The 26,952-nt window shown below is 73.9% G+C and carries 18 protein-coding genes, 3 tRNA genes and 1 pseudogene; 11 read left to right on the plus strand and 11 right to left on the minus strand.

Annotated elements, in window-relative coordinates:
* Positions 1 to 66 precede the first annotated feature (66 nt).
* Positions 67 to 140, minus strand: a tRNA-Lys gene (locus ACIQTO_RS25180).
* 134 nt (positions 141 to 274) lie between these two features.
* Between ACIQTO_RS25180 and ACIQTO_RS25185 the strand changes: the two genes are divergently transcribed.
* Both ACIQTO_RS25185 and ACIQTO_RS25190 read left to right on the plus strand, forming a co-directional pair.
* Positions 275 to 1,144 carry a DUF998 domain-containing protein gene (locus tag ACIQTO_RS25185; protein ID WP_402392071.1) on the plus strand — a complete coding sequence of 290 codons (870 nt, stop codon included), beginning with the start codon at positions 275 to 277 and terminating at the stop codon, positions 1,142 to 1,144.
* 95 nt (positions 1,145 to 1,239) lie between these two features.
* Positions 1,240 to 2,085 carry an alpha/beta fold hydrolase gene (locus ACIQTO_RS25190; protein ID WP_402392074.1) on the plus strand — a complete coding sequence of 282 codons (846 nt, stop codon included), beginning with the start codon at positions 1,240 to 1,242 and terminating at the stop codon, positions 2,083 to 2,085.
* A gap of 63 nt (positions 2,086 to 2,148) precedes the next feature.
* Here ACIQTO_RS25190 and ACIQTO_RS25195 read toward each other — a convergent pair whose 3' ends face one another.
* From ACIQTO_RS25195 to ACIQTO_RS25215, 5 genes are all read right to left on the minus strand, one after another.
* Positions 2,149 to 2,802 carry a GPP34 family phosphoprotein gene (locus ACIQTO_RS25195; protein ID WP_402392077.1) on the minus strand — a complete coding sequence of 218 codons (654 nt, stop codon included), beginning with the start codon at positions 2,800 to 2,802 and terminating at the stop codon, positions 2,149 to 2,151.
* A 134-nt stretch (positions 2,803 to 2,936) separates the two neighbouring features.
* Positions 2,937 to 3,010: transfer RNA gene (locus ACIQTO_RS25200), tRNA-Lys, on the minus strand.
* A 167-nt stretch (positions 3,011 to 3,177) separates the two neighbouring features.
* A complete protein-coding gene (locus ACIQTO_RS25205; RefSeq protein WP_402392079.1) occupies positions 3,178 to 5,286 on the minus strand; it encodes a dipeptide ABC transporter ATP-binding protein in 2,109 nt (702 codons plus the stop codon).
* Entirely contained in the window at positions 5,283 to 6,353 is a 1,071-nt protein-coding gene (locus ACIQTO_RS25210) for an ABC transporter permease (RefSeq protein ID WP_402392082.1), read from the minus strand. The genes ACIQTO_RS25205 and ACIQTO_RS25210 overlap by 4 nt, the downstream gene beginning before the upstream one ends.
* A gap of 19 nt (positions 6,354 to 6,372) precedes the next feature.
* Positions 6,373 to 7,353 (minus strand): ABC transporter permease, encoded by a 981-nt coding sequence (locus tag ACIQTO_RS25215; protein ID WP_402392084.1) that lies wholly within the window; start codon positions 7,351 to 7,353, stop codon positions 6,373 to 6,375.
* 318 nt (positions 7,354 to 7,671) lie between these two features.
* On the opposite strand from ACIQTO_RS25215, the gene ACIQTO_RS25220 reads away from it, so the two are divergent.
* Both ACIQTO_RS25220 and ACIQTO_RS25225 read left to right on the plus strand, forming a co-directional pair.
* Positions 7,672 to 9,378, plus strand: a complete 1,707-nt coding sequence (locus tag ACIQTO_RS25220; RefSeq protein ID WP_402392087.1) for an ABC transporter family substrate-binding protein — start codon at positions 7,672 to 7,674, stop codon at positions 9,376 to 9,378.
* A 582-nt stretch (positions 9,379 to 9,960) separates the two neighbouring features.
* Positions 9,961 to 11,175, plus strand: coding sequence for a low temperature requirement protein A (locus ACIQTO_RS25225; protein ID WP_402392089.1), 1,215 nt, complete (start codon positions 9,961 to 9,963; stop codon positions 11,173 to 11,175).
* Positions 11,176 to 11,276: 101 nt separating this feature from the next.
* On the opposite strand, the pseudogene ACIQTO_RS25230 reads toward ACIQTO_RS25225, so the two are convergent.
* Positions 11,277 to 12,329, minus strand: a pseudogene (locus tag ACIQTO_RS25230) (LysR family transcriptional regulator); the annotation flags it as partial.
* Positions 12,330 to 12,505: 176 nt separating this feature from the next.
* Between ACIQTO_RS25230 and snpA (ACIQTO_RS25235) the strand changes: the two are divergent.
* The 4 genes from snpA (ACIQTO_RS25235) to ACIQTO_RS25250 all read left to right on the plus strand — a co-directional run bounded on the left by snpA (ACIQTO_RS25235) (position 12,506) and on the right by ACIQTO_RS25250 (position 17,019).
* Positions 12,506 to 13,153, plus strand: coding sequence for a snapalysin (gene snpA, locus ACIQTO_RS25235; protein ID WP_402392092.1), 648 nt, complete (start codon positions 12,506 to 12,508; stop codon positions 13,151 to 13,153).
* A gap of 187 nt (positions 13,154 to 13,340) precedes the next feature.
* Positions 13,341 to 13,976 carry a snapalysin gene (gene snpA, locus ACIQTO_RS25240; protein WP_402392094.1) on the plus strand — a complete coding sequence of 212 codons (636 nt, stop codon included), beginning with the start codon at positions 13,341 to 13,343 and terminating at the stop codon, positions 13,974 to 13,976.
* 122 nt (positions 13,977 to 14,098) lie between these two features.
* Positions 14,099 to 14,755, plus strand: coding sequence for a pentapeptide repeat-containing protein (locus tag ACIQTO_RS25245; RefSeq protein ID WP_402392097.1), 657 nt, complete (start codon positions 14,099 to 14,101; stop codon positions 14,753 to 14,755).
* A 191-nt stretch (positions 14,756 to 14,946) separates the two neighbouring features.
* A complete protein-coding gene (locus ACIQTO_RS25250; protein WP_402392099.1) occupies positions 14,947 to 17,019 on the plus strand; it encodes a phosphocholine-specific phospholipase C in 2,073 nt (690 codons plus the stop codon).
* Between the two features lie 81 nt (positions 17,020 to 17,100).
* Here ACIQTO_RS25250 and ACIQTO_RS25255 read toward each other — a convergent pair whose 3' ends face one another.
* Positions 17,101 to 17,904, minus strand: a complete 804-nt coding sequence (locus tag ACIQTO_RS25255; RefSeq protein WP_402392102.1) for a phosphoribosyl-dephospho-CoA transferase MdcG domain-containing protein — start codon at positions 17,902 to 17,904, stop codon at positions 17,101 to 17,103.
* Between the two features lie 220 nt (positions 17,905 to 18,124).
* Here ACIQTO_RS25255 and ACIQTO_RS25260 point away from each other — a divergent pair, with 220 nt between their 5' ends.
* Positions 18,125 to 18,415: a hypothetical protein gene (locus ACIQTO_RS25260; protein ID WP_402392105.1), complete on the plus strand. Its 291-nt coding sequence runs from the start codon at positions 18,125 to 18,127 to the stop codon at positions 18,413 to 18,415.
* 199 nt (positions 18,416 to 18,614) lie between these two features.
* On the opposite strand, the gene ACIQTO_RS25265 is transcribed toward ACIQTO_RS25260, so the two are convergent.
* A complete protein-coding gene (locus ACIQTO_RS25265; RefSeq protein ID WP_402392108.1) occupies positions 18,615 to 21,908 on the minus strand; it encodes a S41 family peptidase in 3,294 nt (1,097 codons plus the stop codon).
* Positions 21,909 to 22,120: 212 nt separating this feature from the next.
* On the opposite strand from ACIQTO_RS25265, the gene ACIQTO_RS25270 reads away from it, so the two are divergent.
* Positions 22,121 to 23,806 carry a chitinase gene (locus tag ACIQTO_RS25270; protein ID WP_402392110.1) on the plus strand — a complete coding sequence of 562 codons (1,686 nt, stop codon included), beginning with the start codon at positions 22,121 to 22,123 and terminating at the stop codon, positions 23,804 to 23,806.
* 141 nt (positions 23,807 to 23,947) lie between these two features.
* On the opposite strand, the gene ACIQTO_RS25275 is transcribed toward ACIQTO_RS25270, so the two are convergent.
* Together ACIQTO_RS25275 and ACIQTO_RS25280 are read right to left on the minus strand one after the other, a co-directional pair.
* Positions 23,948 to 24,021 (minus strand) — tRNA-Lys (locus tag ACIQTO_RS25275).
* A gap of 170 nt (positions 24,022 to 24,191) precedes the next feature.
* Positions 24,192 to 25,100 carry an NADP-dependent oxidoreductase gene (locus tag ACIQTO_RS25280; RefSeq protein WP_402392113.1) on the minus strand — a complete coding sequence of 303 codons (909 nt, stop codon included), beginning with the start codon at positions 25,098 to 25,100 and terminating at the stop codon, positions 24,192 to 24,194.
* A gap of 256 nt (positions 25,101 to 25,356) precedes the next feature.
* Here ACIQTO_RS25280 and ACIQTO_RS25285 point away from each other — a divergent pair, with 256 nt between their 5' ends.
* Positions 25,357 to 26,940: a Na+/H+ antiporter gene (locus ACIQTO_RS25285; protein ID WP_402392115.1), complete on the plus strand. Its 1,584-nt coding sequence runs from the start codon at positions 25,357 to 25,359 to the stop codon at positions 26,938 to 26,940.
* Positions 26,941 to 26,952 lie beyond the last annotated feature (12 nt).

Below are 26,952 nucleotides of genomic sequence, written 5' to 3' on the forward strand. Positions count from 1 at the left end.
AAGGGACGTCGAAGGGCAAAAAATCAGGGAGCCCCTCGCTGCTGCGAGAGGCTCCCCAAATGTCTGTGCGCCGCCAGGGACTCGAACCCCGGACCCGCTGATTAAGAGTCAGCTGCTCTAACCAACTGAGCTAGCGGCGCCTGCTGACCTGGAGAACAATACACGGTCCGGAGGGGTGCCTCGAACCGGTTCGGGCGGCGGCCGGGCCGGCCTCGACGGCGGTGCCCGTTTCCGCCCGGTTGGGGCGGAGTTTCCCCCCGGTTAGGGTGGGAACGTGCCCAGCTCCCACCCCGGCCGCCGGACAGCACGGCTCGCCGTCGCCGCCCTGCTGCTGCTCAGCGCGGTGGCGTACACCGCCTGGGTGCTGGAGGTGGTGCTGAGCACCGGCCTCGACCCGGTCCAGGCGTACATCAGCGAACTCGCCGCCGAGGACCAGCCACTGGGTGGTCTGTTCCGGGCCACCGACCTGGTCGCCGGTCTCGCCGTTCTCGCGGCGGCCGGCACCGCGGTGCTCACCGGCTCCTACGGCGCGCCCGACAGCGCCCCGCTCGACCACGAACCCGCCGGACGCAACCCCGCCGGACGCGGCAGCGCCGCCGGACGGCCGGTCGCCCGTCGCGCCGCTACCCGTCGCACCGCCGCCCGCCGGCCCTGGGCGGTGACCGGCTGGGCGGCCCTCGCCCTGTTCGGGGCCTCGACCGCGGCCGACTCCCGGCTACCGCTGAGCTGCGCACCGACCAGTGACGAGATGTGCGCCGCCCGCGAGACGGCCGGCCTGGTGCCGGCCACCCACACCGCGCACGCCGTGACCAGCAGCCTCGCCATGCTCGGCGCGCTCGGCGGGCTGGTCGCGCTCACCGTCGCGGCCCGCCGCTACGGCTGGTGGCCGCCCGTCGGCCGGTACGGGCCGTGGCTGCTGGCCGCTGAGCTGCTGGCCACCGGCTGGAGCCTGGCCGCGATCGCCGCCTTCGAGGCCGGCCACGGCACCTGGTCGCTCGGCGCGGGGCAGCGCCTGCAGGTCCTCCTGGTCGCGCTCTGGCTGGCCGTCCTGGCCGGGAGCCTCGCCCGAGGTGGCGGCCCGGCCGCGATGGAGGGGGTTCCGGGGCGTGCCCGGACCGGAGCCGAAGGGGCGGAACCGCGATGACCGGACCGGGAACGACGGGATCAGGGCCGGGGCCGGACCCCGGCACGGGACCGACGGCGGGGCCGCGGCCGGGTCGGGGCGCGCGCGGCGCGGCGATGTTCCTGCGGATCGACGGGACGCCCCTGCACGTGCGCGTCGAGGGCAGCGGCCCGGTCTGCCTGCTCGCCGGCGGGCTCGGCAGCAGCTGGTTCGACTGGGACCTCGTCGTCCCCTTCCTCACCCCCTACCGCACGGTGGTCCGCTTCGACCGGCCCGGATACGGGCTGAGCGCGCCCGAGCCGGCCACCCGACCGGTCCCGACGGCGGCGGGGGAGGCGGCGCGCATCCGGGGCGTGCTGGACGCGCTCGGACTGCGCACGCCGTGCACGGTGGCGGGCCACTCACTGGCGGGGTTCCATGTCGAGGCCTTCGCGCGGCTCCAGCCGGGCCGGGCGGCCGGGCTGGTCCTGCTGGACGGCAGCGTCGAGTCGGCCCCGCGGCCGCTGCCGGCGCCCGGGCTGCGCGACCTGGCGGCCCGCGCGGTCGCGGGCGCGGCGACGGCCGTCGCGGTCCCGTACCTGCTCGGGCCCACCGCGCGCCGGCTGGTCGCCCGGGCGTCCACGGTCCGTCGCGAGGACCTTGCCCCGGCGCCGCTGGTCCGGCACTGCTACCGGACGGGACGGGCCCTGCGCGCCCTGCTCCGGGAGAACGCGCAGTACCTGGACATGGCCGCCGAGCTGGACGAACTGCGGCGGGTCGCGCCGCTGCCGAGCGGGCTGCCGGTCACCGTGCTCGCCGCCGACGACGGGTGCGGCGGCAGCCGTACCCGGGACTGGCTGGCCACTCAGCGGGGGCTCGCCGCGCTGCTCGGGGGCGACTTCCGCAGCACGGCCCCGGCCGGGCACCTGGTGATGTTCGACCGCCCGGACGCGGTGGCCTCGGCGATCCTGGACACCCGCTGAGCCGCTGACCCCCGCCGGCCCCGCCCCCGCCGGCCCTCGGGCCTCCGGACGCCGGGCCGGCCCTCAGGAAGAGCTCGCCGCCGAGTCCGCCGAACGCGCCCGCCGGACCGCCCGGGCGATCGGCAGCTCGGTGACCAGTCGCCGTACGGCGCGCCGGGTCGGAGCGCCCTTCGCGCCGGGGTAGAGCCGGTAGTGCAGGCCCGCGGCTCCCACCAGGCCCGCCAGCTGCCGGTCCCGCTCGGCGGCCGGTGAGCGGTCGCCCCCGCGCGCGAGCGTGGCGGCCACCCGGCCGGCGATCTCCTGTCCGATGCCGGGTCGGGTCGCCGTGCGGCGCCGGTACGGCAGGCCGAGGAAGCGGCGCGTCTCGACGGTGATCACGCCGTCGGCGGCCAGCCGGTCGAGGAGCAGTCGCAGGGTGGACCGGCGCGGGATCCGGCGGAGGGCCGTGTCGAGCCCGACCCGGCGGTTGCGCCGGCCCGCCTTCTCCAGCCGGGCGAGCAACCCGGCCGCGATCTCGTCCTGCCCGCCCGGCGGCCGGACCTCGGTGATCCACCGGCCCTCGACGGTGATCGCGCCGCTGACCAGCAGCTCGGCCACCACTCCGCCGGCGACCGCCCGGTAGAGCGCGGAGTACGGGATCCGCAGGCGCCCTCCCGCCGGTTCGGCGCAGAGCAGCAACAGCTCCTCCGGAATCGGGCGGAGGTCGATCGGCGCCATGGACAGGAACCCCCGATGGGTGGTCGCGAGACGACGGGACGGGCCGTGCCGGAGAAGCCGCCCGCCGGGAGGGTACCCGCCCCGCAAACGCCTCAGGCCGCCCACCGGAGTGGACGGCCTGAGACCTTGCCATGTGCGCCGCCAGGGACTCGAACCCCGGACCCGCTGATTAAGAGTCAGCTGCTCTAACCAACTGAGCTAGCGGCGCCTGCTGACTCCGGAGACATTACACGGAGTCGGACCGATCTGCCGAATCGGGGGGATCCGACCACGTTCAGTGACGGTTCCGGAGGCGGTCGGGGGGTGCCCAACCACCCGGGCGCCCCGGTGGCCACGACAGTCCTGGTAGCCACGGCAGTCCCGTCGCCGAAGCCGCTACTCGGGGAAGTGGCAGGCCGCCTGGTGGTCCAGGCCCGGCGCGGGGCCGGTCAGCGGCGGGGCCTCGGCCTCACAGCGGGTGCGGGCCCCGGCGTCGAGCCCGGCGTAGACGGGGCAGCGGGTGCGGAACGGGCAGCCGGTGCGCCGCGCGGTGGGGGAGGGCGGGTCGCCGGCCAGCAGGATGCGGTGGCGGGCCCGCTCGGCCGCCGGGTCCGGGAGCGGGACGGCGGAGAGCAGCGCGCGGGTGTACGGGTGCCGGGGGCGCTCGAAGACGGCGGAGACCTCGCCCTGTTCGACGGTCCGCCCGAGGTACATCACGCTGACCCGGTCGGCGAGGTGCCGGATCACCGACAGGTCGTGCGAGACGAAGAGGTAGGAGAGGCCCAGTTCGGCCTTGAGCGACTGGAGCAGGTTGAGCACCCCGGCCTGGATGGAGACGTCCAGTGCGGAGACCGGTTCGTCCAGCACCAGCAGCTTCGGCCGGACGGCCAGCGCGCGGGCGATCGAGATCCGCTGGCGCTGCCCGCCGGAGAACTGGTGCGGGTAGCGGACGGCGTGCGCGGGGTCGAGCCCGACCTGGCGCAGCAGCTCGGGCACCCGGTGGGCGATCTCCGTCCGGTCGGTGCGCTGGGCCCGCAGCGGTTCGGCGACGATGTCGCCGATCGGCATCCGGGGGTCGAGGCTGGCCATCGGGTCCTGGAAGACGATCTGCAGGTCCGAGCGCATCCGGTGGGCGTCGCGGCGGGAGAGCCCGGCGGTGTCCCGCCCGAGCAGCTCGATCCGGCCCGACTCCGGCCGGGCGAGCCGCAGCAGTTCGAACAGGGTGGTGGACTTGCCGGAGCCGGACTCGCCGACCAGGCCGAGCGTCTCGCCCTGCCGGATGTCCAGCTCGACCCCGTCCACGGCGTAGACCTCGCCGATCCGGCGCTTGAAGACGGTGCCCTTGAGCAGCGGGAACGTCTTGGTGAGGCCGCTGACGGACAGGACCGTCGGGCGCTCCTCGCGCGGCCCGGGCACGGTGGTCGGTGCCGGGGGGACCGGCGGTACGGGGTAGACCTCGGCGGGCGCCGGTCGGCGCTCGGCCAGTTCGCCGGCGCGCACGCACGCGGCCAGGTGCCCGCCCGGGTCGCCCGCGTCCGCGACGGCGCGGGCCGAGGCGGCCCCACCGAGCCCGCCGAGCCCCGGTTCCGCCGTCCGGCACCGCTCCTCGACCAGTGGGCAGCGCGCGGCGAACGGGCACCCGGCCGGCAGCTCGGCCATCGGCGCGGGCACGCCGGGGATCGGCACCAGCGGCCCGCCCCGGCCGTCCAGCCTCGGCACCGCGCCGATCAGGCCCAGCGTGTAGGGGTGGCGGGGCGCGGCGAACAGTTCGTCCACTCCGGCCGTCTCGACCACCCGGCCCGCGTACATCACGGCGACCCGGTCGGCCATTCCGGCGATCACCCCGAGGTCGTGGCTGACCAGGACGAGCGCGGCGCCGGTCTCGCGCTGGGCGGTGCGCAGGACGTCGAGCACCTGGGCCTGGATGGTGACGTCCAGGGCGGTGGTGGGCTCGTCGGCGAGCAGGATGTCGGGGTCGTTGGCGATGGCCATCGCGATCATCGCGCGCTGGCGCATGCCGCCGGAGAACTCGTGCGGGAAGCTGTCCAGCGCGCGTTCGGGGGCGGGGATGCCGACCAGGTCGAGCAGTTCGGCGGCCCGCTCGCGCGCGGACGGCTTGTCGAGGCGCTGGTGGATGCGGAGCGCCTCGACGATCTGGTCGCCGATCCGGTAGACGGGGGTGAAGGCGGAGAGCGGGTCCTGGAAGACCATGGCGATCCGGCGGCCGCGGACGGCGGCGAGTTCCCGGCCCGGCAGGCCGACCAACTCCTTGCCGTCCAGGGCGACCGAGCCCCGGACCCGGGCGGTGCCGGGCAGTAGCCCGAGCACGGCCAGCGCGGTCACGGACTTGCCGGAGCCGGACTCGCCGACGATGCCCAGGGTCTCGCCGCGCCGCAGGCTGAGGTCGACGCCCCGGACGGCGGGGACGGTGGCGCCGCGCGGTCCGGTGAAGTCGACCCGCAGGTCGCGGACGGCCAGCAGCGGGGTTTCGACGGTGGTGGTCACGTTCTTCCGCGCTTCCTACGAGTGCGACGGGTCCTCCGAGGGGTACGGGCCACCTCGGCGGTCGGGTCGAGTGCGTCGCGCAGCCCGTCCCCGATCAGGTTGACGGCCAGGACGAACAGCACCAGCAGCCCGGCGGCGAAGTAGAACAGCCAGGGGAAGACCGGGGCGTCGCCGGTCCCGGCGGCGAGCAGGGTGCCGAGCGAGACGTCGGGGGCCTTCACCCCGAAGCCGAAGTAGGAGAGGGCGGTCTCGCTCATTACGGCGCCGCCGACGGCGATGGTGGCGTCGATGATGAGGAAGGACGCGACGTTCGGCAGGATGTGCCGGGTGATGATCCGCATCGGCCGGACGCCCATGAACCGGGCGGCGCGGACGAATTCGCGTTCGCGCAGCGAGATGGTCATCGAGCGGACCACCCGGGCGGTGATCATCCAGTTGAAGAGGGCGAGCAGCAGCACGAAGGCGAGCCAGCCGGTGCCCTTCAGCCGGGGCGAGATGATGGTGATGATCAGGAAGCTGGGGAAGACCAGCATCAGGTCGACCAGGAACATCAGCAGCCGGTCGGTCCAGCCGCCGAAGTACCCGGCGCAGGCGCCGACCAGGGAGGCCAGCACGGTCGAGAAGAGTGCCACCAGCAGGCCGATCACCAGCGACTTCTGCAGGCCGCGGACGGTCTGCGCGAAGACGTCCTGACCGACTCCGTTGGTGCCGAACCAGTGGGTGCCGGAGGGGGGTTGGCGCAGCGCGGTGTAGTCGGGAGTGGCGTAGTCCCAGGGGGTGAGGTACTGGCCGCCGAAGGCGAGCGCGAACAGCAGCAGGACGACGACCGTACCGGCCACCGCCCAGCGGGCGGCGAGCAGCCGGCCGAGGACGAGCCGGCCGCGGCCGGCCGGCCCGGGGACGCGGACGGGCACCGGGGCGGCGCCCGGAGCGGCCGTGACGGCGGGAACGTCGAGCGCGGCCGCGGCCCCGGGGACAGCGGGCACGGTCGGTTGGACGGGCACGGCGGAGTGGGCGGAGCCGGAAGGCTCGGCGGGCTCGGCGGGTTCCGTGGCGACGGCGGTCATGGCAGCGGCTCTCCTCCGGTCAGGACCGCACACGCGGATCGAGGGCGGCGTGCAGGGTGTCGGCGAGGAAGCCGGAGGCGAGCACCACCACCGCGGCGAACAGGTTGACGGCCACGACCGAGTTGACGTCCTGTTCGTTGATCGACTGGATGAACCACTCGCCCATTCCGTGCCAGCCGAAGATGGTCTCGGTGAAGGCGGCGCCGGTGAAGATGCCCAGGAAGCTGTAGGCGAACATCGTCGACATCGGGATCACCGCCGTCCGCAGTCCGTGCTTGACCAGGGCGCGGCCGCGGGTGAGGCCCTTGGCCTCGGCGGTGCGCAGGTAGTCGGAGCCGAGTACGTCGAGCATGGTGCCGCGCTGGTAGCGGCTGTAGGTGGCGAGGCCGCCCAGGGCCAGCGAGAGGGTGGGCAGCAGCAGGTGCAGGGCCCAGTCGCCGAGGTGGGTGCCGATCCCGCCGGTCAGTCCGGGGGTCTCGTAGCCGGTGAACGGGATCACCTCGTGGCCGGCGATGTCCTTGGCGGCGATGGCGCCGTTCTTGAGGAAGAGCGCGACCAGGAAGACCGGGGTGGAGAGCAGGACGAAGGAGAAGATGGTGAGCAGCCGGTCGGATATTCGGTACTGGCGCACCGCGCTCCAGGCGCCGGCGGCGACGCCGAGGACCATGCCGAGCAGGCTGCCGACCAGCAGCAGGCGCAGGGAGACCCAGATCCGCCGGCTGAAGTCGTCCAGTACCGGCGTGTCGTGGATGGTGCGGCCGAGGTCCCCGTGGAGCAGGTCACCGGCCCACCGGCCGAACCGCTCGACGACGGGGGTGCGGTCGTTCAGGTTGAGGTCGGTGAGCTGGCGCTCGACCGAGGCGGCGGCCGGTCGCGGCACCTTGGCCTCGAAGTAGGCGCGCGGCTGGAGGGCGGTGGCGGACAGCGCGTACGCCAGGAACACCGCGGCGGTCAGCAGCACGGCGTAGTAGCTGAGCCGCTTCGCCAGGTAGCGGAGCATCAACGGCCGCCCGGGGTGGGGGCGGGGCCGACGCGTCGGGTGGGCATCGGTGGGTGGCCTTCGGTCGGTGGCCCTGGTCAGGCCGGTGAGGGAATGTGCAGGTCAAGAGTGTTCCACCGGCGCGCGGCCGGGGTGTTGCGGCAGTGTTGCCGCCCGTTGCGTTTGGATCAGGTGTGAACTCCGCCCCCTGGTACTCGTACTGATCGGCTGTTACTTTCGGTCGGCCGGCACCGACTTGGCTGCCCACGCTCAAGCTTCGCCACACCTCGCGACGCTCAACCCTCACCAACCTGTCGGATTTCACCGGGGGGAACCCTCATGGACGCTGCCACCACGCCCGTACGCCGTTTCGGCCGGGCCGCCGTGCTCGCACTCGCCGTCACGCTCGCCGCCACCGCGTGCAGCTCGGGCGGCGGCGGCTCGGCCGACAACGTGGTCAAGAGCGAGCCGCCGAGACAGGGCGCGATCGACATCAACGCCAAGTCGCCGGACCAGCTGCGCGACGGCGGGGAGGTCCGGTTCCCGCTCTACCAGTGGATCACCCAGTGGAACCCGTTCCAGGTGGACGGCCGCTACGGGGACGCGGTCGAGATCATGCGAGCCCTGGAGCCGGAGCTCTTCACCACGGACGAGACCGGCACCTTCAAGCCGGTCACCGACTACCTGCTGGAGGCGAAGGTCACCTCGACCTCCCCGCAGGTGGTCACCTACAAGCTCAACCCGAAGGCCAAGTGGTCGGACGGCAAGCCGCTCGGTTACCTGGACTTCAAGGCCGACTGGGAGGCCACCAACGGCAAGAAGGACGGCTACAACATCGCCGACTCCTCCGGCTACGAGCTGATCTCCGGCGTCGAGCAGGGCGCGGACCCGAGCGAGGTCAAGGTGACCTTCTCGGAGCCGTACGCGGACTGGCAGAACCTGTTCCGCCCGCTGATCCCGGCAGCCGGGATCGGCACCGCGGACGACTTCAACAAGGGCTGGGTCGAGAAGATCCCGATCACCGCGGGCGCGTTGAAGATCGGTGTGGCGGACAAGACCGCGCAGACCATCACCCTGGTCCCGGACCCGGTCTGGTGGGGCACGAAGCCCAAGGCCGAGAAGATCACCTTCCGGGTGATGTCGCAGTCGGCGACCACCCAGGCGTTCCTGAACAACGAGATCGACTTTGCCACGGCGGGCACCGCCACCGCGTACGGGCAGCTCAAGGACGCCAAGGACGCGGTGATCCGGACCGCCAGCCCGTGGGACGAGGTGCACATCTCCTTCGGCGGGGGCGGTCCGCTGGCGGACCAGAAGGTGCGCCAGGCGCTCGGCAAGGCACTGGACCGCTCCTCGCTGATCAAGATCGCCAACAACGGCGTCCCGGTGGAGTTCAAGCCGCTCGGCAACCACATCTTCATGCCCAACCAGACCGGCTACCAGGACAACTCGGGCGACTGGGCCAAGTTCGACCTGGCCGCCGCCAAGAAGGCGCTGGACGAGGCGGGCTGGAAGGAGGCGGGCAGCGGGCAGCCGCGCACCAAGGACGGTCAGCCGCTGACCCTGCACTGGGTGCTCAACGACGCCACCCCGCAGGCCCAGCTCGATCTCGCCACCGCCGCCCAGGCGATGTGGCTCGGCGCCGGTGTGAAGGTCGAGCTCGACAAGGTCCCGAGCAACGACTTCTTCACCAAGTACGTCAACACGGGCAAGTTCGACGTCGCCAGCTGGCGCAACACCGATTCGTTCCCGCTCTCCAGCAGCCTCGGCAACTTCCGCCTGCCGCAGGGCGACAACGTCTTCGGCAACTACTCCAAGCTCGGTACGCCCGAGATCGACGCGCTGCTCAAGAAGGCGGCCGGCACGATCGACCCGGTGGAGGCCGCGAAGCTCTACAACCAGGCGGACGCCAAGATCTGGGAGCTCGGCCACACCGTCGAGCTGTACCAGCGGCCGACCGTGGTCGCGAGCCGCAAGGGGCTGGCGAACTACGGCGCGTTCGGCCTGGCGGGCGTCGACTACGCCACGGTGGGCTGGGAGAAGTAGCCGCCACCGCGGCGGTGGTGGCGCCGGCGGCACGGCGGGCGTCGACAGCACGGCAGGCGCTGGCGAGCAGCGCGGTGATCACGAGGCCGGTGGCGCGGACACGGGAGGAACGGCTCTGCCGCCCCCGCTGTCCCGCCACCGGCCTTGACCTTCCGCGATGCCCGCAGGCCACCCGTGCGGTGGGGTCCGTCCGGACCCACGCGCTTCCAACCGGGGAAGAATCTAGCGGGGCGGTCCGGGTGGTCGGGTCGTCCGGCGCGGGCGCGCCGCAAACCCGTCGTGCTGTCACCCGGTTCGCGCACCCGGCCGTCAACTCTCGCTGACGGCAAGGAACATCGGGCCAGGTGACGCGCCGGCGCGACACGCGGACGCGGTGGGCGACGCCGGCGCACCGCCGGGCGGCGCCACCGCGGCAGGTCGCGCGGCACGGCGCACCCGCGCGGCGGGGCCGGGAGCGGCTTCGGCCCGGCCGTCGCCCACCTGCCGTAGGGCGACCGCGCCGGTGCGTGCGTCGGGCCCGGGCCGCTGCCAGGATGCGGCGGTACAGCGCAGCCCGACCGCCCCGGAGCCCGGAGACCGCTCATGACCGGCGTACCCGCCGCAGCACCCCGCCCGCACTACGTCGACCCGCGTCCGGTGCGCCGGATGGTCCCGCGTGGCCGGGACGAGCCGCACCGGGTGGCCACCCCGCTGGAACTCTTCTTCGACCTCTGTTTCGTGGTCGCGGTCGGTCAGGCCGGCCGGGAGCTCGCCCACGACCTGGCCGCCGGCCACTACGGGGACGGTCTGACCGGGTACGTCTTCGCGTTCTTCGCGATCTGGTGGGCCTGGATGAATTTCACCTGGTTCGCCTCCGCGTACGACTGCGACGACGTCCCGTACCGGGTGACCACCCTGGTCCAGATCGCCGGTGTGCTGATCCTGGCCGCCGGAGTGCCCCGGATGTTCGCCGATCAGGACCTGGTGCTGTCGGTCGTCGGCTATGTGGTGATGCGGCTGGCGATGGTCACCCAGTGGCTGCGTGCGGCGGTCAGCGAGGAGGGGCCGGCGCGCGGGGTGGCGCTGCGCTACGCGATCGGCATCTCGCTCTGCCAGGTGGCCTGGGTCGTGGTGCTGCTGCTGCCGCACGACGTCCGGCCGTACGTGATCCCGCTCGGCATCCTGGCCGAGCTGTCCGTGCCGGTCTTCGCCGAACTGCGGTTCCGGACCAGCTGGCACCCGCACCACATCGCGGAGCGGTACGGCCTGTTCACCCTGATCGTGCTCGGCGAGACGGTGGCGGCGGCGACCCTGGCGGTGCAGTCGGCGGTGGACGAGCACGAGGGGCTGGGCCGGCTGCTGCCGGTGGCCGGCGGCGGACTGCTGATCTGCTTCTCGGCCTGGTGGATCTACTTCGCCCGGCCGGTCCACGACCACCTGCGCTCCAACCGGCAGGCCTTCGCCTGGGGCTACGGCCACTACCTGGTGTTCGGCTCGGCGGCGGCGATCGGCTCGGGACTGGAGGTCGCGGTCGAGTCGGCGGTGCACAAGGCGCACATCTCGGAGACGGCCGCCACCGCGACGGTGACCGTGCCCACCGCCGTCTACCTGTTCACCGTCTGGCTGCTGCACTCGCGGCACACCAAGAGCGGGGTGGCGCAGGCGTTGCTGCCCGCCGCCTCGGTGGCGGTGCTGGCGTGCACGGCGGCGGGCGGCTCCGGTGTCCTGGTGGCGGGCCTGGTGACGGCGGCCACGGTGGCGGCGGGCGTCGCACTGCACGCCCGCGAGGGGGCCGTCGCGGGCTCGGGCGAGGCCTGAGCCGCCGGCTCGCGCGGCGGCGCGAGGGGCGACGGCGGGAGGGGCGCCGCGGGGGGAGCCGCGAGCGTGCGCGAGGACCGGGGCGCAGGGGCCGGCGACGGCGCCGGGGCGCCCGGATCGGCGGTCGCCGGGGGGTGGCCGACCAGCTGCCGGAGTGCCTGGTCGTGCCGGGACAGCCAGGCGAGATAGGTCGGACTGACCCGCGCCAGGTCCAGGTAGGCGGCCCGCAGCTCCCCGTAGAGCGCGTCCAGGGCCGGCGGGCCGATCGCGCGCGGCCGCCAGGTGAGCAGCAGCCGGACGGCCAGCGGATCGCCGTGCACCGGCCGGACGACCGTGCCGGGCCCGGGGGCGGAGGTCGGCTGGCAGGGGCGGACGGCCTCGCCGGAGGCGACCAGCTCGGCGGCGGTCGCGTTGTCGCGCACCTGGACCACGCGGGGGTTGAGTCCGGCCTCGGTGAACACCCGGCGCATCGCGGCGTACTCGTGGTCGGCCGTCGGGTCCACCATCCAGGTGTCCTCGGCGAGATCGGCCAGGTGGACCACCGGCCGGCCGGCGGCCGGGTGGCCCGCGGCGAGCGCGACGAACTGCGGCTCCCGGGCCATCAGGACGCGGTGTTCGGCGTCCGGCGGGACCTTCAGCGGGAAGCCCTCGCTCTCGTGCACGAAGGCGACGTCCAACTGGTCGGCCGCGACCATCCGCAGCAGGGCGTTGGCGGAGATGTCGATGTGGATGGTGGTGTCCGTCTCCGGCAGCCGGTCGTGCACCCGGCGCAGCCAGGCCGCGACCGCCCGGCTGCCGACGCTGCCGATCCGCAGCCGCCGGGCGCGCTCGCTGCTGGCGGCCTCGCGGGCCTCCTGGCGGGCGGCGGCCACCAGCGCGGCCATCTCGACGATCACCGGCCGGGCCCGGGACAGCACCGAGTGGCCGAGCGCGGTGGGCCGGCTGCCGGTCTGCTCACGGGTGAACAGCGTGCCGCCGACGGCCCGTTCGATGCGGTGCAGCTGGGTGGTGAGGGAGGGCTGGGTCATGCCGAGTTGCAGCGCGGCCTTGCGGAGGCTGCCGGTGTCGGCGATCGCGCACAGCACCCGGAGGTGTCTCACGTCGAGCTCCACGTCGGGAGCATAACGGTCAATTCGGTGTGACGCCAGGGACATGACAGGTCAGCAGTCGGAACGGCCCCGGACCGGGGGGTGATTGACCGGTGCTATCACCGGTTGACATCATCCGCCGCGCCGCCGCGCTGACCCAAGCTCTGGGGCAGCAAGCATTCATCCGATGCCCGCGACCGGCCCCCACCGGTCACGGCGCACCCGCGAATCGGAGCCCCCACATGAACCGCATGCCGCGGACGCTCTCCGCTGCCCTGGGCCTGGCGCTCGCCGCCGGCCTCGCCGCCCTGCCCGGCACCGCGACCGCGGCACCCGCGGCCGGCGCGGCCCAGCACTACACCGCCTCGCCGTCGGCGCACCCGGGTGCCGGGAAGGCCGACAACCAGGCGTTCTACGAGGCCGTGATGAAGTCCGCGCTGGCGAAGCGGGCGGCCACGCCGTACCTGAAGGCCGTGGTGGTGACCTACGACGCCAGTAACGCGCCGTCCTTCGCCTCCGAGATAGCCCGGAGCGCCCAGATCTGGAACGGCTCGGTGAGCAACGTCCGCCTCCAGGCGGGCTCCAGCGCCGACTTCGCCTACTACGAGGGCGACGACCCGAGCAACGGCTCGTACGCCAGCACGGACGGCCACGGCTCCGGCTACATCTTCCTGGACTACTCCCAGAACCAGCAGTACGACTCCACCCGGGTGACGGCGCACGAGACCGGGCACGTGCTCGGCCTGCCGGACCACTACTCGGGCCCGTGCAGCGAGCTGATGTCCGGTGGCGGCCCCGGCCCCTCGTGCACCAACCCGTACCCGAACAGCACCGAGCGCAGCCGGGTCAACTCCCTCTGGCGCAACGGCCTGGCCGCCGTCACGGGCTGACCGCCGGCCCCCGCCGACCCGGGCCGGGGCGTTGACCGCCCGGCCCGATCCCGGCCCGATCCCGGCCCCCTTGAACTGCTCCACCGCTCCACCGCCCCACCGCCCCACCGTTCATCAGTTCACCCGTTCACCCGTTCGCCGTGGCCCACCCCCAGCGGCCCCGGCACCCGCGAACAGGAGCCCCCACATGAACCGCGTCTCACGTACGCTCTCCGCCGCCGTCGGCCTGGTGCTCGCCGCCGGCCTGGCGGCCCTGCCCACCACGGCCGTCGCCGCACCCGCACCCGCGCCGGCGGTCCAGGGCTACACGGCCACCGCCGCCGGCTACGCCGGTTCGGCCGCCGAGGACGCCGACAACCAGGCGTTCTACCAGGCCGTGATGAAGTCCGCGCTGGCGAAGCAGGCGGCCACGCCGTACCTGAAGGCCGTCGTGGTGACCTACGACGCCAGCAGCGCGCCGACCTTCCGCAACCAGATAGCCCAGAGCGCCCAGATCTGGAACGGCTCGGTCGCCAACGTCCAGCTGCGGTCCGGCACCAACGCGGACTTCCGCTACTACGAGGGCAACGACTCGCGCGGCTCGTACGCCAGCACCAACGGGCACGGTCAGGGCTACATCTTCCTGGACTACGCCCAGAACCAGCAGTACAACTCCACCCGGGTGACGGCGCACGAGACCGGGCACGTGCTCGGCCTGCCGGACCACTACTCGGGCCCGTGCAGCGAGCTGATGTCCGGCGGCGGCCCCGGCACCTCCTGCACCAACCCGTACCCGAACAGCACCGAGCGCAGCCGGGTCAACTCCCTCTGGCTCCGCGGCTGACCCTTCGGGAACCGCGCGGACCACTGACGGCCCGGCCGCTCGCCCGAGCGGCCGGGCCGTGTCGGTGCCACGTGCGAGCATGCGGGCGAGACCAGTCCGCCGACCCGTGAGGTGCCACCGTCATGCCGCTGTCCGTCCCCGACCGCCTCGCCGACCTGCCGTACGCCCACCTGCTGAGCCCGCACGCCGGCCCGCTGCGCAGCGACGAGCGCTACGACACCGTCCACTTCGACGGCGGCGAGTACACCGACCAGCGGGCCGGTGGCGCCACCTTCCTGGAGTGCGCGTTCACCGGCGTGGCGCTGAGCGGGGTCAAGCTCCGCCAGGCCCGCTTCAACGAGGTCTGGGCCCAGGCCGGCCGCTGGGTGGGCTGCGACCTCAGCGAGAGCGAGTGGCAGGACAGCGCCGTCACCGGCGGGGTGCTGGCCGGAGTGGCCGCCCACGGCTCGGCGCTGCGCCGGACGGTGTTCCGCGGCTGCAAGCTGGAGGCGGTCAACCTGCGGGCCGCCGTCCTGCGCGACGTCGTGTTCGAGGACTGCCTGCTGCGCGATGTGGACTTCGGCGACGCCAAGCTGACCGACGTCTCCTTCCCGGGCACCACCCTGGAGGAGGTCCACCTGCGCGGCGCCAAGCTGACCAGGACGGATCTGCGCGGCGCCGTCCGCCTGGGCCTGCCCGACGGCCACCAGGGTCTGCGCGGCGCCGTCATCAGCTCCCCCCAACTCTTGGAACTGGCGCCGCAGTTCGCTCACGCTCTGGGGATCACCGTGAAGGACTGAGGGACACCGCCCCGCCGCCGTCCGCCGCCCCGCCGTTCAGTCGGGCGTCGCTCGGTGACGGCCGGGCGAACAGTCCGCCAACCCTCTCCCGGGCCTCTGGTGGCGGCGGTTCGGGCGGGGGGAGGATGCTGCGCGATCGATGAGCCCCAACTTGTCTGCACAACATCGCCAGTGAAGGGACGGGCCGGCTGATGGCCGAGCTGAGTCGTAGGAAGTTCGTCGCGCTGTCCGGAGCCGCGGCGGCGGGTCTGGCCGTGGCCGGGACCACCGGTGCGGGGGCGGCGCCGGGCGTGCCCGTGGCGGCGCCGTCGGCGGCACTGTCGCAGACCGGCACCATCGTGGACGCGAAGCACATCGTCATCCTGATGCAGGAGAACCGCAGCTTCGACCACTACTTCGGGATGCTGCGCGGCGTGCGCGGCTTCGCCGACCGCAGCGCGATCCAGATCGCCAACGGGTACAGCGTCTTCAACCAGCCCAACGGGCTCGGGCGGCAGTACCCGTGGCAGTTCAGCGCCACCAAGCCGGCCGGCGGCGCCGACCCGGAGCGCCTGGCGCAGTGCAACGGTGACCTCGCCCACGGCTGGTCCGACCAGCACAGGGCCTGGAACGGCGGCAAGATGGACTCCTGGGTGGCCGCCAAGGGCAATGTCCGCACGCTCGGGTACCTCACCCGCCAGGACATCCCGTTCCACTACGCGCTCGCCGAGAACTGGACCGTCTGCGACGCCTACTTCTGCTCCGTCCTCAGCGCCACCGGCCCCAACCGGACCTACCACTGGTCCGGTCAGATCGACCCGGACGGCAAGGCGGGCGGTCCGGCGTACGACGGCGGCGACGAGAAGGGCCTGCGCTGGCAGACCTACGCCGAGGCGCTGGAGGACGCCGGCGTGAGCTGGAAGGTCTACCAGAACGCGGCCGACAACTACGGCGACAACGCCCTCGCCTACTTCACCAAGTTCAGCTCCGCCCCGGCGGGCAGCCCGCTCGCGGTCAAGGGCACCGGCTCCGTCCCCAAGGTGACCGGCCGGACCCCGGACGACATCGTCGCCGCGATCAGGGCCGACACGCTGAACGGGACCCTCCCGCAGGTCTCCTGGATCGTTCCCGACCAGGGCTCCTCCGAGCACCCGTACTCCACCCCCCAGGACGGCGCGCACTTCGTCCACAACGTGATCGACGCCCTGGCCGCCGACCCGGACGTCTTCAACTCCACCGTCCTGTTCCTCAACTACGACGAGAACGACGGCTTCTTCGACCACGTCCCGCCGCCCGCGGCCCCGGCCGGCACCCCGGGCGAGTTCTACGGCGGGACGAACCTCGGCCTCGGCTTCCGTGTCCCGATGATCGCCATCTCGCCCTGGACCCGCGGTGGTTGGGTCAACTCCGAGGTCTTCGACCACACCTCGGTGCTGCGCTTCCTGGAGAAGTGGACGGCCGCCATCGGCAAGCCGGCCGCCTGCCCCAACATCACCGACTGGCGCCGCCGCGTCTGCGGCGACCTCACCAGTGCCTTCGACTTCGCCAACCCGGTCTACGGCCTGCCCGCCCTGCCCAACACCGACGCGGTGATCGGCATGTCGAGCTGCGGACCGCTGCCCAACCCGGCGCCGGTCGACAACAAGCTGCCCGTCCAGGAGCCCGGCACCCGCCAGGCCCGCGCCCTGCCGTACCAGCCGAACGCCAACCTGGACCGGCTGGAGTTCGGCTCCGCCGGCGCCGTCAAGGTCTGGCTGAAGATGGCCAACGAGGGCGCGGTCGCCCAGAAGTCGGCCCACTTCTCGGCCTACGCCAACGCCTACCGCACCGGCGGGCCCTGGCAGTACACCGTCGACCCGGGCGGCAACCAGAGCGACTTCTTCAACTGCGGCACCGGTTTCGGCGGCGGCCCCTACGACCTCTCCGTGGTCGGCCCCAACCGCTTCCTGCGCCGCTTCAAGGGCGACGCCACCAAGGCGGGCAAGAACGCGGCCGTCACCGCCTCGTACGCGGTGGAGCCGGGCACCGGGAAGCCGGCACTCTGGTTCAGGCTCGCCAACACCGGCACCACGGCGCTGACCTTCACCATCGCGTCGAACAACTACCGGACGGACGGTCCCTGGACGTACCAGGTGCCGGCCGGCGGCAGCGTGAGCGACTTCTTCAACGCCGTCGCCTACACCAACGGCTGGTACGACTTCACCGTCACGGTGGACGCCGACAGCTCCTGGTCGCAGCGGTTCACCGGTCACCTGGAGACCGGCGCGGCCAGCGTCAGCGGCTGACCCCGGGCCGGTGGCGCCGGGTCGGGGTCACCGGCCCGGCGCCACCGGGCTCAGCCGGTTCCGGGCTCAGGGCCACCGGGCTCAGCGGCCCCGGGGGAACCACGGATCGTGGACCTCCCGGGGCCCCTCCGGCGTCAGCAGGGTGAGCGACAACGGCGAGGCCGCGTACTCGGCGAGCAGCACCGCGCCGTGCCGGGTCTCCAGTTCCGCCTGCACCGGCACCGCCAGCCTGCTCAGCGCCCGCCGCAGGTGCAGCGCGTCCCGCCGGCTGACCGGCTGCGGCGCGCGCAGCACCAGCCGCAGCGGGCTCAGCGGCCCGGTCACCGGCACACCCGTCCCCAGCTCGTAGCCGACCGCGCCGATCGGCCCCCAGACCAGCCGGTGGTCCGCCACCAGCTGCCCGGCCGCCGGGAGGGCGGCCAGCGCCGGGATCGCCGCCGCCCGCTCCGGCGGCAGCAGCGCCTGCCGTCCCGCCACCTGTTCGGGCCGCAGGGTCCGGGCCACCGCCGAGCGCGGGGCCAGCGCGTCGAGCCGCTGCCCGCGCTCCGGGCCGCGCACCGTCACCGGCAGCCAGTGCTCCGGTGCGGCCGAGGGGTCCCGGGTGCAGCGCACCGGTGAGGGGGTGTCGAGCGGCCCGCCGACCACCGCCGGGGCCCGGCCGACCGTCACCCAGGGGTGCGCCCGCAGGACCGCGCGGGCCCAGCCGGGCAGTTCGCCGCCGCCGAGCGGGCGCAGCGACCCGGGGCACTGCAGCAGCAGGAGGTCGTGCGGGCCGGGCAGCCGCCCGTCCAGCGCGGCCAGCGGTCCGACCAGTCGGCGCGGCCCGCCGTGGTGCTCCTCGGGCAGGGGCCGGCGGGCGTGTGGTTCCGGGTGGGCGACGGCCACAGCGGGCTCCAGGGGCGAGAGGCGTCGGATCGGCGGCGCTGCCGGGATCGTCTGACGGAACCCACCCTCCGCCTGCCGTGTGCCGTCCGGCTACGGCCGTTGGACGCGCCCGACCGGGACCAAGGGCCCGGTCCGCGCCGGCGCGGACCGCCAGCGGATGCGCCCGCCGGGCACCGGTGTGAGAGTGGGGGCAGCCCGGAAGTCGTCCGGAGGAGGAGTCATGGGCATCTTCGACAGGTTCCGCCACAAGGCGCACGACGCCGGCGAGGAGGCCAGATCCTCGCTCGGCGGGAGCCATGAGCAGGACAGCGGCGCGATGACGGACCCCGCCCAGCGGGCCGCCCTCGCCCACGACGAGGCGGCCGACGCGTTCAGCGCCGAGACCGAGCGGGTCCGCGGGGCCGAGACCGATCGGGCCCGCGGGGCCGGGGAGACCACCGGCGTTACCGAACGGGAGGCCGAGGAGCGGGCCCGCGAGGACATGACGGCCGAGGGCGATCCCTGGGACTGACCGCCGGCCCCGGCCGCACCGGTGGATCGACCGCACCCCGGATCGCACCGCACCCCGGGCCGCACCGCACCCCGGGCCGCACCGCTGACCTGACCGCGTCGCTGATCTGAACCGCACCGCGCCGTAGGGACGCGCCCGCCGCCGGGCGCGTCCCTACGGCGCTCCCGGGCCGTCCCTCCCCGGCGGGCGCGCGGCCCGTTCAGTGCTCCGGCGGCTCGCGCGGCGGCAGCGCCGGCCGCCGCAGGTCCGGGCGCGGGGTGTCGCCCGGTGGCGGGACGGCGGCCGGCGCGTCCTCCAGCAGGTCCAGCGCCAGCCGGACGGCGGTGACCAGCTCGGGGTGCCGCCCCCGGGCCCAGTCCCGCGGGGTGCGCAGCACGTGGACGTCCGGCTCCACGCCGCGGTTCTCCACCGACCAGCCGAGCCCGCCGTCGAACCAGGAGGCGTTCTTCGGCACCGAGATCTGCGTCCCGTCACCGAGCGTGTGCCGGCCGGTCATCCCGACCACCCCGCCCCAGGTGCGGTTGCCGACCACCGGGCCCAGCCTCAGCAGCTTGATCGCGGCGATGATGACGTCGCCGTCCGAGCTGGTCGCCTCGTCGGCCAGCGCCACGATCGGCCCGCGCGGTGCGTAGCGCGGCCAGCGCACCGGCTGCCGCCCCCGGCTGAAGTCCCAGGCCAGCACCGGTCGGGTGAGCTTCTCCAGGACCAGCTCGGAGACGTTGCCGCCGGCGTTGCCGCGGACGTCCAGCACCAGCGCGGGCTTGTCCAGCTCCCGTCGGAGGTCCCGGTTGAACTGGGCCCAGCCCGAGCCGCCGAGATCCGGGATGTGCAGGTAGCCGCACCGGCCGTCGCTGAACTCCCGGACCAGCGAGCGGCGCTTGGCCACCCAGTCCTGGTAGCGGATCGGCCGCTCGTCGGTCAGCGGGGTGACGGTGATCCGGCGGATTCCGGCGTCCGGGCCCGCGCCGCCGCGCAGGGTCAGCTCGACGCTGGTGCCGCCGGTGCCGGCCAGCAGGGGGGCCGGACCGCGCACCCGGTCCACCGGGCGGCCGGCCACCGCCAGCAGTTCGTCGCCGTCCCGGACGCCCTGGGAGGCGAGCGGGGCACGGGCGCGCGGGTCGGAGGACTCGCCGGGCAGGATGCGGTCGACCAGCCAGCGGCCGTCGGCGGCGTGGCGCGCGTTGGCGCCGAGCAGGCCGAGCGGGTGCTGGACGAGGGACGGCCCCTCGCCGCGCCGGGAGGGGGTGACGTACGCGTGCGAGGTGCCGAGCTCGCCGAGCAGCTCGCGCAGCAGGTCGGCGAAGTCGTCCGGGCCGGCGATCCGCTCCAGCAGCGGCTCGTACTGCGCGACCAGCGCGGGCCAGTCCAGGCCGGACATGCCGGCGTCCCAGAACTGGTCCCGGACGATCCGGGCCGCCTCGTGGTAGGCCTGGCGCCACTCGGCGGGCGGACGCACGGTGTGGGTGATCCGGCGCAGGTCCACCGGGGTGCCGGCGGACGGCGCGCCGACCGGGACGATCCGCAGGGTGCCGGCCGAGTAGACGGCGACCGAGCCGCCGTCACCCGAGACGGCGTAGCCGTCCAGCTTGTCGGCCAGTGTGCTGCGGGTGCCCCGGGCCAGGTCGAAGTACTCCAGGGAGGGGCGGCCGGAGGTGTCGTCCGGGTTGGTGAAGGTCTGCCCGAGGGTGCCGGAGATCGGCCAGCGCAGCCAGACCAGGCCGCCCCGCACGGCGTCGGTGGCCGAGTATTTGGAGGCGATCACCGGGAACTGCAGCAGCCGCTCGCCGATGCCCCGCGGGTCGACGTGCACGGTGCCGTCCCCGCCGCCGTTGCCGCGCGGGGCGCCGTCCTCGGCGGCCGCGGCGAACGGGGACGGGGTGTCGGCGGCGAGCGGGACGAGGTAGGGGCGGCAGCCGAGCGGGAAGGAGAGGTCACCGGTGTGCACGTCGTGGACCGGGTCGAAGCCGCGCCAGGAGAGGAAGGCCAGGTAGCGGCCGTCCCGGGTGAACACCGGCTGCTCGTCCTCGAAGCGGCCGTCGGTGATCTCGGTGGTCGGGGCGGGCCCGTCGGTGCGGGTGAGCCGGATCCGGCGCAGTGAGCGGCCGGCCACCGGCTGGGACCAGGCGATCCAGTGCGAGTCGGGGGAGAAGCGGGCGCCGGTGACCGGGCCGTGGTCGGAGGCGGCCAGTTCGCGGACGGCGCCGTCGGCGGCGGCGACCAGCAGCAGCCGGCCGTCGGAGGCGGCGGCGGCCAGGTGGGTGCCGTCGGGGGAGGCGGTGAGCTCCAGGACGCGGCCGAGCCGGCCGGCGGCGAGCACCCGGTGGCGGTGGGCGCCGGCCGTAGCCGGCCCGCCGTCCGCCCCCGCCGTGCCGTCCGCCGCTGCCCCCGGCCCGTCCGCCCCGTGCCCGACGGCGTCGTGGCCGGGCAGCGGGACGATCTCGACCGCGTCCTCGCCCTCGGCGTCGGTGATCCAGGCGGCCTCGCCGGTGTGCCCGAGCACCACCGGCAGCCGGGTGCGCACCCCCGGGGTGTCGGCGAGCGCCCGGGCCGGGCCGTCCCGGTGGGTGAGCCAGTACTGGCTGCCGCGCACGGTGATCACCCCCGCCCGGCCGGTGTGGTCGCAGGCCAGGTCCTTGACGTGGGAGGCGGCGCTCACCTGGTACGGCCGGCGGCCGGCCCGGGCGCCGCCGAGCGGGACGCGCAGCCGGTGCGGCGCGGGCGCGTCCAGGCTCTCCAGCACCCAGAGGTCACCGGCGTGCTGGTAGACGATCCGGGTGCCGTCGGTGGCGGCCTCCCGGGCGTAGTAGGAGGCGTGGTCGGTGTGCCGGCGCAGGTCGGTGCCGTCGGGGTGGCAGGAGTAGAGGTTGCCGATGCCCTCGTGGTCGGAGAGGAAGGCGATCCGGTCCCCGACCGGCATGGGGGAGGCGAAGTGTCCCCGGTGGTGGGGGAGGATCTGCTCGCCGTCCACCCAGAGCCGGCCGGTGGCGCCGCCCCGGTAGCGCTTCCAGGCGGCGGGCTCGTGCGGTGCCGAGCCGGTGAGCAGCACCGTGTGCGCGTGGCTCAGCTGGGCGTCGCCGACCGGCCCCCAGGGCATCCGGCGGCCGGGGGAGCCGTCCGGCGGCAGCGCGTGCGCCCAGGTGTAGTGGCCGAAGGGCTCGTGGTACGAGGTGACGGCGAGGAGTTCGCCGTCCGGCAGCCAGCCGCGCAGCCGGGTGTCCTGGCTGCCCCAGTAGCTGAGCCGGACGGCTTCGCCGCCCTCGACCGGCGCGGTCCAGATCTCGGGGGTCGGGCTCTGCCAGCCGGTCCAGGCCAGGGTGCGGCCGTCGGGGGATATCCGGGGGTGGCTGACCCGGGTGCGGTCGCAGCTGACCCGCCAGGCCCGGCCGGTGCTGCCGTCGGGGGAGAGCGGGGCGATCCAGACGTCGTCCTCGGCGGTGAACGCCAGCAGGTCCCCGCGCAGGTGGGGGTAGCGGAGGTAGCCGGGTGACGTCACCTCTCCATGGTTCGACGGAGTGTCACGCCCGGCAACCGGACGCCCCGGGCGGAGGTGTCCGACCGGTCTGGACCATTGACACCGCACGGCCGAATCCACTTCAGTGGTCTAGTCCAACTAGGGTGCGCGGTCGGGCCGAACCCCCACTGGCACGTACGTCGCCGTGCCCTCGGACGTCCCCCACGATTCGCGCCCCCGCAGGAGTCCCCCGCATGCGCAGAACACCTGTAGCCGCACCCGGCACGCCCCGCCGTCCCCGTACGCTGGTCGCCGCCGGCACCGCCTCGGCCGTCGCCGCTGCGACCCTGGTCGGCCTGACCCTGGGCCTGGCGCCCGCCGCCTCGGCCGGCGAGTTCCTGGCCAACGGCGGCTTCGAGACCGGGGCCACCGGCCCCTGGAGCTGCTCCGCCGGCACCGGCAGCGTCGTCACCGGACAGTCCCACAGCGGCAGTTACGCACTCGCCGCGGCCGCCTCGGCCGGTGACACCGCCCGCTGCGCCCAGACCGTCACGGTCGCCCCCAACACCACCTACACGCTCAGCGCGTACCTCAAGGGTTCCTACGTCTACCTCGGGGTGGACGGCGGCACCAGCACCTGGACGCCGGGCACCGGCGGCGCCTACCAGAAGCTCAGCGTCAGCTTCACCACGGGCGCGACCCAGACCAGCGCCACCGTGTACACCCACGGCTGGTACGGCCAGGGCACCTACTACGCGGACGACGTCTCGCTGGACGGCCCGGGCGCGCCCAGCCCGACGCCGACGGTCACACCGACGGTGACCCCGACCGTCACCCCCACCGTGACGCCGACGGTGACCCCGACCGCGACGCCCACCGTCACGCCCACGGTGACCCCGACCGCGACGCCCACCTCGCCGCCCGGCAGCCACGCCCTGGTCGGCTACCTGCACGCCAGCTTCGCCAACGGCGCCGGCTACACCAAGGTCGCCGACGTCCCGGACTCCTGGGACTTCATCAACCTCTCCTTCGGCGAGCCGACCTCCGTCACCTCCGGCGACATCCGGTTCAACCGCTGCCCGGTCACCGAGTGCCCGGGGGTGGAGTCCGACGCGGACTTCAAGGCCGCCATCGCCGCCAAGCGGGCCAAGGGCAAGAAGGTGCTGATCTCGATCGGCGGCCAGAACGGCCAGGTCCAGCTCACCACCACGGCCGCCCGCGACACCTTCGTCAGCTCGGTCTCGGCGATCATCGACAAGTGGGGCCTGGACGGCCTCGACATCGACTTCGAGGGCCACTCGCTCTCGCTGAACACCGGCGACACCGACTTCAAGAACCCGACCAGCCCGGTCGTGGTCAATCTGATCTCCGCCGTGAAGACGCTGAAGGCCAAGTACGGCCCGAACTTCGTCCTCACCATGGCCCCGGAGACCTTCTTCGTCCAACTCGGCTACCAGTACTACGGATCCGGTCCGTGGGGCGGTCAGGACCCGCGCGCCGGCGCCTACCTGCCGGTCATCCACGCCCTGCGCGACGACCTCACCCTGCTGCACGTCCAGGACTACAACTCCGGCTCCATCATGGGCCTGGACAACCAGTACCACTCGATGGGCGGCGCCGACTTCCACGTCGCCATGGCCGACATGCTGCTCAAGGGCTTCCCGGTGGCGGGCAACACCAACAACGTGTTCCCGGCGCTGCCCGCCTCCAAGATCGCCATCGGCATGCCGGCGACCACCAACGCGGGCAACGGCTACGTCGCCCCCGCCGAGGTCAACAAGGCGCTGGACTGCCTCACCAAGGCCGTCAACTGCGGCGGCTACGTCCCCAGGGCCGGCGCCCAGCCCGACCTGCGCGGCCTGATGACCTGGTCGATCAACTGGGACCAGTTCGGCGGCCGTGAGTTCTCCAAGAACTTCGACAGCTACTTCCGTCGCTGACCGATCCCCGCGGGGCGCCGGACGGGACCGTCTCCGTCCGGCGCCCCGCGCCGTCCACCGGTGCCGCGGCGGCCGGTGCGGCGAAGGGCCCGGGAAACACCGAAGGCCCCTTGCTCTCGCAAGGGGCCTTCCGGCTGTCTGTGCGCCGCCAGGGACTCGAACCCCGGACCCGCTGATTAAGAGTCAGCTGCTCTAACCAACTGAGCTAGCGGCGCCTGCTGACGCGGAGAACATTACCTGGTCAGCGGCCGAAACTCACAATCGACGGCCGGACGGCCCCCGCCAGGCCCGACGCCCGGACCGGGACGGCCCGCACGGTGTGGCCGGACCCGCACGGCCCATGCCGCTCGCCGGGCTTCCGGGGTCCACCGCGGCCCACCGGGGCTCACGGGGTGAGGACCACCTTGCCCCGGACGTGTCCGGTGCCGACCATCCGGTGCGCGTCGGCGGCGCGCTCCAGCGGGAAGGCGTCGGCGATCTCCAGCCGCAGGCCGCCCGACTCCCAGAGCTCGACCAGTTCGGCCAGCCGGGCCGCCGTCCGCGGTGCCCGCAGCTCGACCAGGCCGAGCCGCGCGGCGGTGGGGTAGTCGACGACGGTGCCGATCCGGTCCCGGTCCGCGACCAGCTCGACGGAGGCCTCCAGGGCGCCCCGCCCGGCCGCGTCGAAGGCCGCGTCCACCCCCTGCGGCGCCACCGCCCGTACCCGCTCGACCAGCCCGTCCCCGTACGTGACCGGGATCGCGCCCAGCTCGCGCAGGTAGTCGTGATTGCGCTCGCTCGCGGTACCGATCACCGTTGCGCCCCAGGCGCGGGCGAGCTGGACGGCGACCGTGCCGACCCCGCCGGAGGCGCCGTGGACCAGTACGGTGTCCCCCCGGCCGACCCGCAGCCGGGTGAGCGCGACATGGGCGGTCTGGCCGGACGCGGAGAGCGAGCCCGCCTGTTCCCAGGGCATGCCGGCCGGCTTGGGGACCAACTGGGAGCCGTCCACGGTGACGAACTCGGCGTGGCTGTGCAGCAGCCGGAAGCCCAGCACCTCGTCGCCGACCTCCCAGCCGGAGCTGCCCGGCCCGAGTTCGTCGACCACCCCGGCGAACTCGTTGCCCGGGACCGCCGGCAGTTCGACCCGCACGCCCGGCGGCGCCCAGCCCTCCCGGACGGCGAGGTCGGCGGGCTGCACCCCGGCCGCGTAGACCCGGACCCGTACTTCGCCCGGTCCGGCGGCGGGGGCGGGTACCTCGGTCACCCGCAGCACTTCGGGGCCGCCGAACCGGGGGACGGTGACAGCCTTCATCTGGAGCTCCTGCCTCGTGGTCTGTGCGCTCGGTCCTGCCTGCGCTCCGATCATCGAATGTGAAGTGGACTTGAGGTCAAGCGTCCTTCGGCGTGTTGCGACAGCTGGGCGCATTGTCGGATTTATCCTCGACGGCGGCCCGAATCGCGTCCGGCGCCGCCGGTCCGGCCGGCCCCACTGTCCGTCCCCGCCCTCCGCCCCCGCCGTTCGTCACCGCCGTTCGTCACCGCCGTTCGTCACCGAGAGGAACCCCACCGTGGGCCAGCTGCCCCTGCTCTTCGTGGTGCTGCTCGCCTCCGTGGTGACCATGCCGCTCGCCCGGCGCACGGGTGTGCCGCAACCCGTGCTGATGACCCTGCTGGGCATCGTCATGGCGCTGGTCCCGCAGATCCCGGACATCTCCCTCGACCCGGACCTGATCCTGCCGCTGGTCCTGCCGCCGCTGATCTTCGCCGTCGCCCGGCGCTCCTCGGTCCGCTACTTCCGGGCCAACGTCCGCTCCATCCTGCTGCTCGCGGTCGCGCTGGTGGTGGTCACCACGACGGCGGTCGCCGGTGCCGTGCACGCGCTGCTGCCCGCCCTGCCGGTCGCGGCCGCCGTCGCGGTCGGCGCGCTGGTCTCCCCGCCGGACCCGGTCGCCGCCGTCGCGGTGGCCGGCAGCGTCGGCCTGCCGCGTCGTCTGGTGTCGATCCTGGAGAGCGAGGGCCTGTTCAACGACGTCACCGCGATCGTCATCTACTCGCTGGCCATCGACGCGGTGGTCAGCGGCGACTTCTCGCCCGGCCACGCGGTCCTGCGGTTCGTGCTCTCGGCCGTGCTCGCCGTCGTCATCGGGATCGGGCTCGGCTGGCTCAACGCCAGGCTCGCCTCCTTCCTGGAGGACCCCACCCAGCAGGTCGCGCTGAACCTGCTGGTGCCCTTCGCCGCCTACGCGCTGGCCGAGGAGATCCACGGCTCCGGCGTGCTCGCCGTCGTCGTCTGCGCGCTCTACCTCGCCGAGCGCGCCGCGGAGGCCGACGCCGTCTCCTACCGGCTGGTCGGCAACGCCTTCTGGGAGATCGTCGAGATCCTGATCACCGGTGTCGCCTTCGGCCTGATCGGCCTGGAGCTGGCCACCGTCCTGAAGGAGGCCGGCACCGGCTGGACGAGCATGCTCGGTGACGCGGCCGTCGTCATCGCCGTCGTGGTCGTGGTCCGGCTGCTCTGGCTGCTGCCGGCCGGCTGGCTCTCCAGGAAGCTGCGCTCCGGGGCCGAGGAGGACACCCCGATCAGCTGGCAGGAGAGCGTGGTGCTCTGGTGGTCCGGGATGCGCGGGGTGGCCACCGTCGCGCTCGCCCTGGCCGTCCCGCTGACCGTCCACTCGGGCGAGGGCTTCCCCGAGCGCGGCAGGCTGGTCTTCATCGCCTTCAGCGTCGTCCTCTTCACCCTGCTGGTCCAGGGGCTCACCCTGCCGTGGCTGGCCAAGCGGCTGCGTCTGGACGTCGACCACGACAAGCACGAGCAGGCGGTCCGCCAGCTCTGGTGGCGGGCGGCCCGGGCCGGGCTGCAGCGGCTCGGCGAACTGGAGGAGCAGGACAAGCTGCCCGCCGAGGTCGCCGACCGCCTGCGGGACCGTCAGCACGACCGGCTGGCCCGGCTCTGCCCGGAGAAGTACGCCGAGGAGGAGGCCGGCGAGGCGAAGCTGCGGCTCAGCCAGTGGCGCGCCGCGTACCGCGTCGAGCAGGAGATGATCGCCGCCTCCCGGCGCGAGATGCTGGCCGCCCGCAGCGAACTCGGCGCCGATCCGGAACTCGTCGACCAGGTGCTGCGCGGACTCGACCTGCGCTCCGAACGGAAGTGACGCGGCGTCCGG

Origin of the sequence: Kitasatospora sp. NPDC091207 (genome assembly GCF_044768625.1) — a bacterium.
Lineage (GTDB): Bacteria > Actinomycetota > Actinomycetes > Streptomycetales > Streptomycetaceae > Kitasatospora.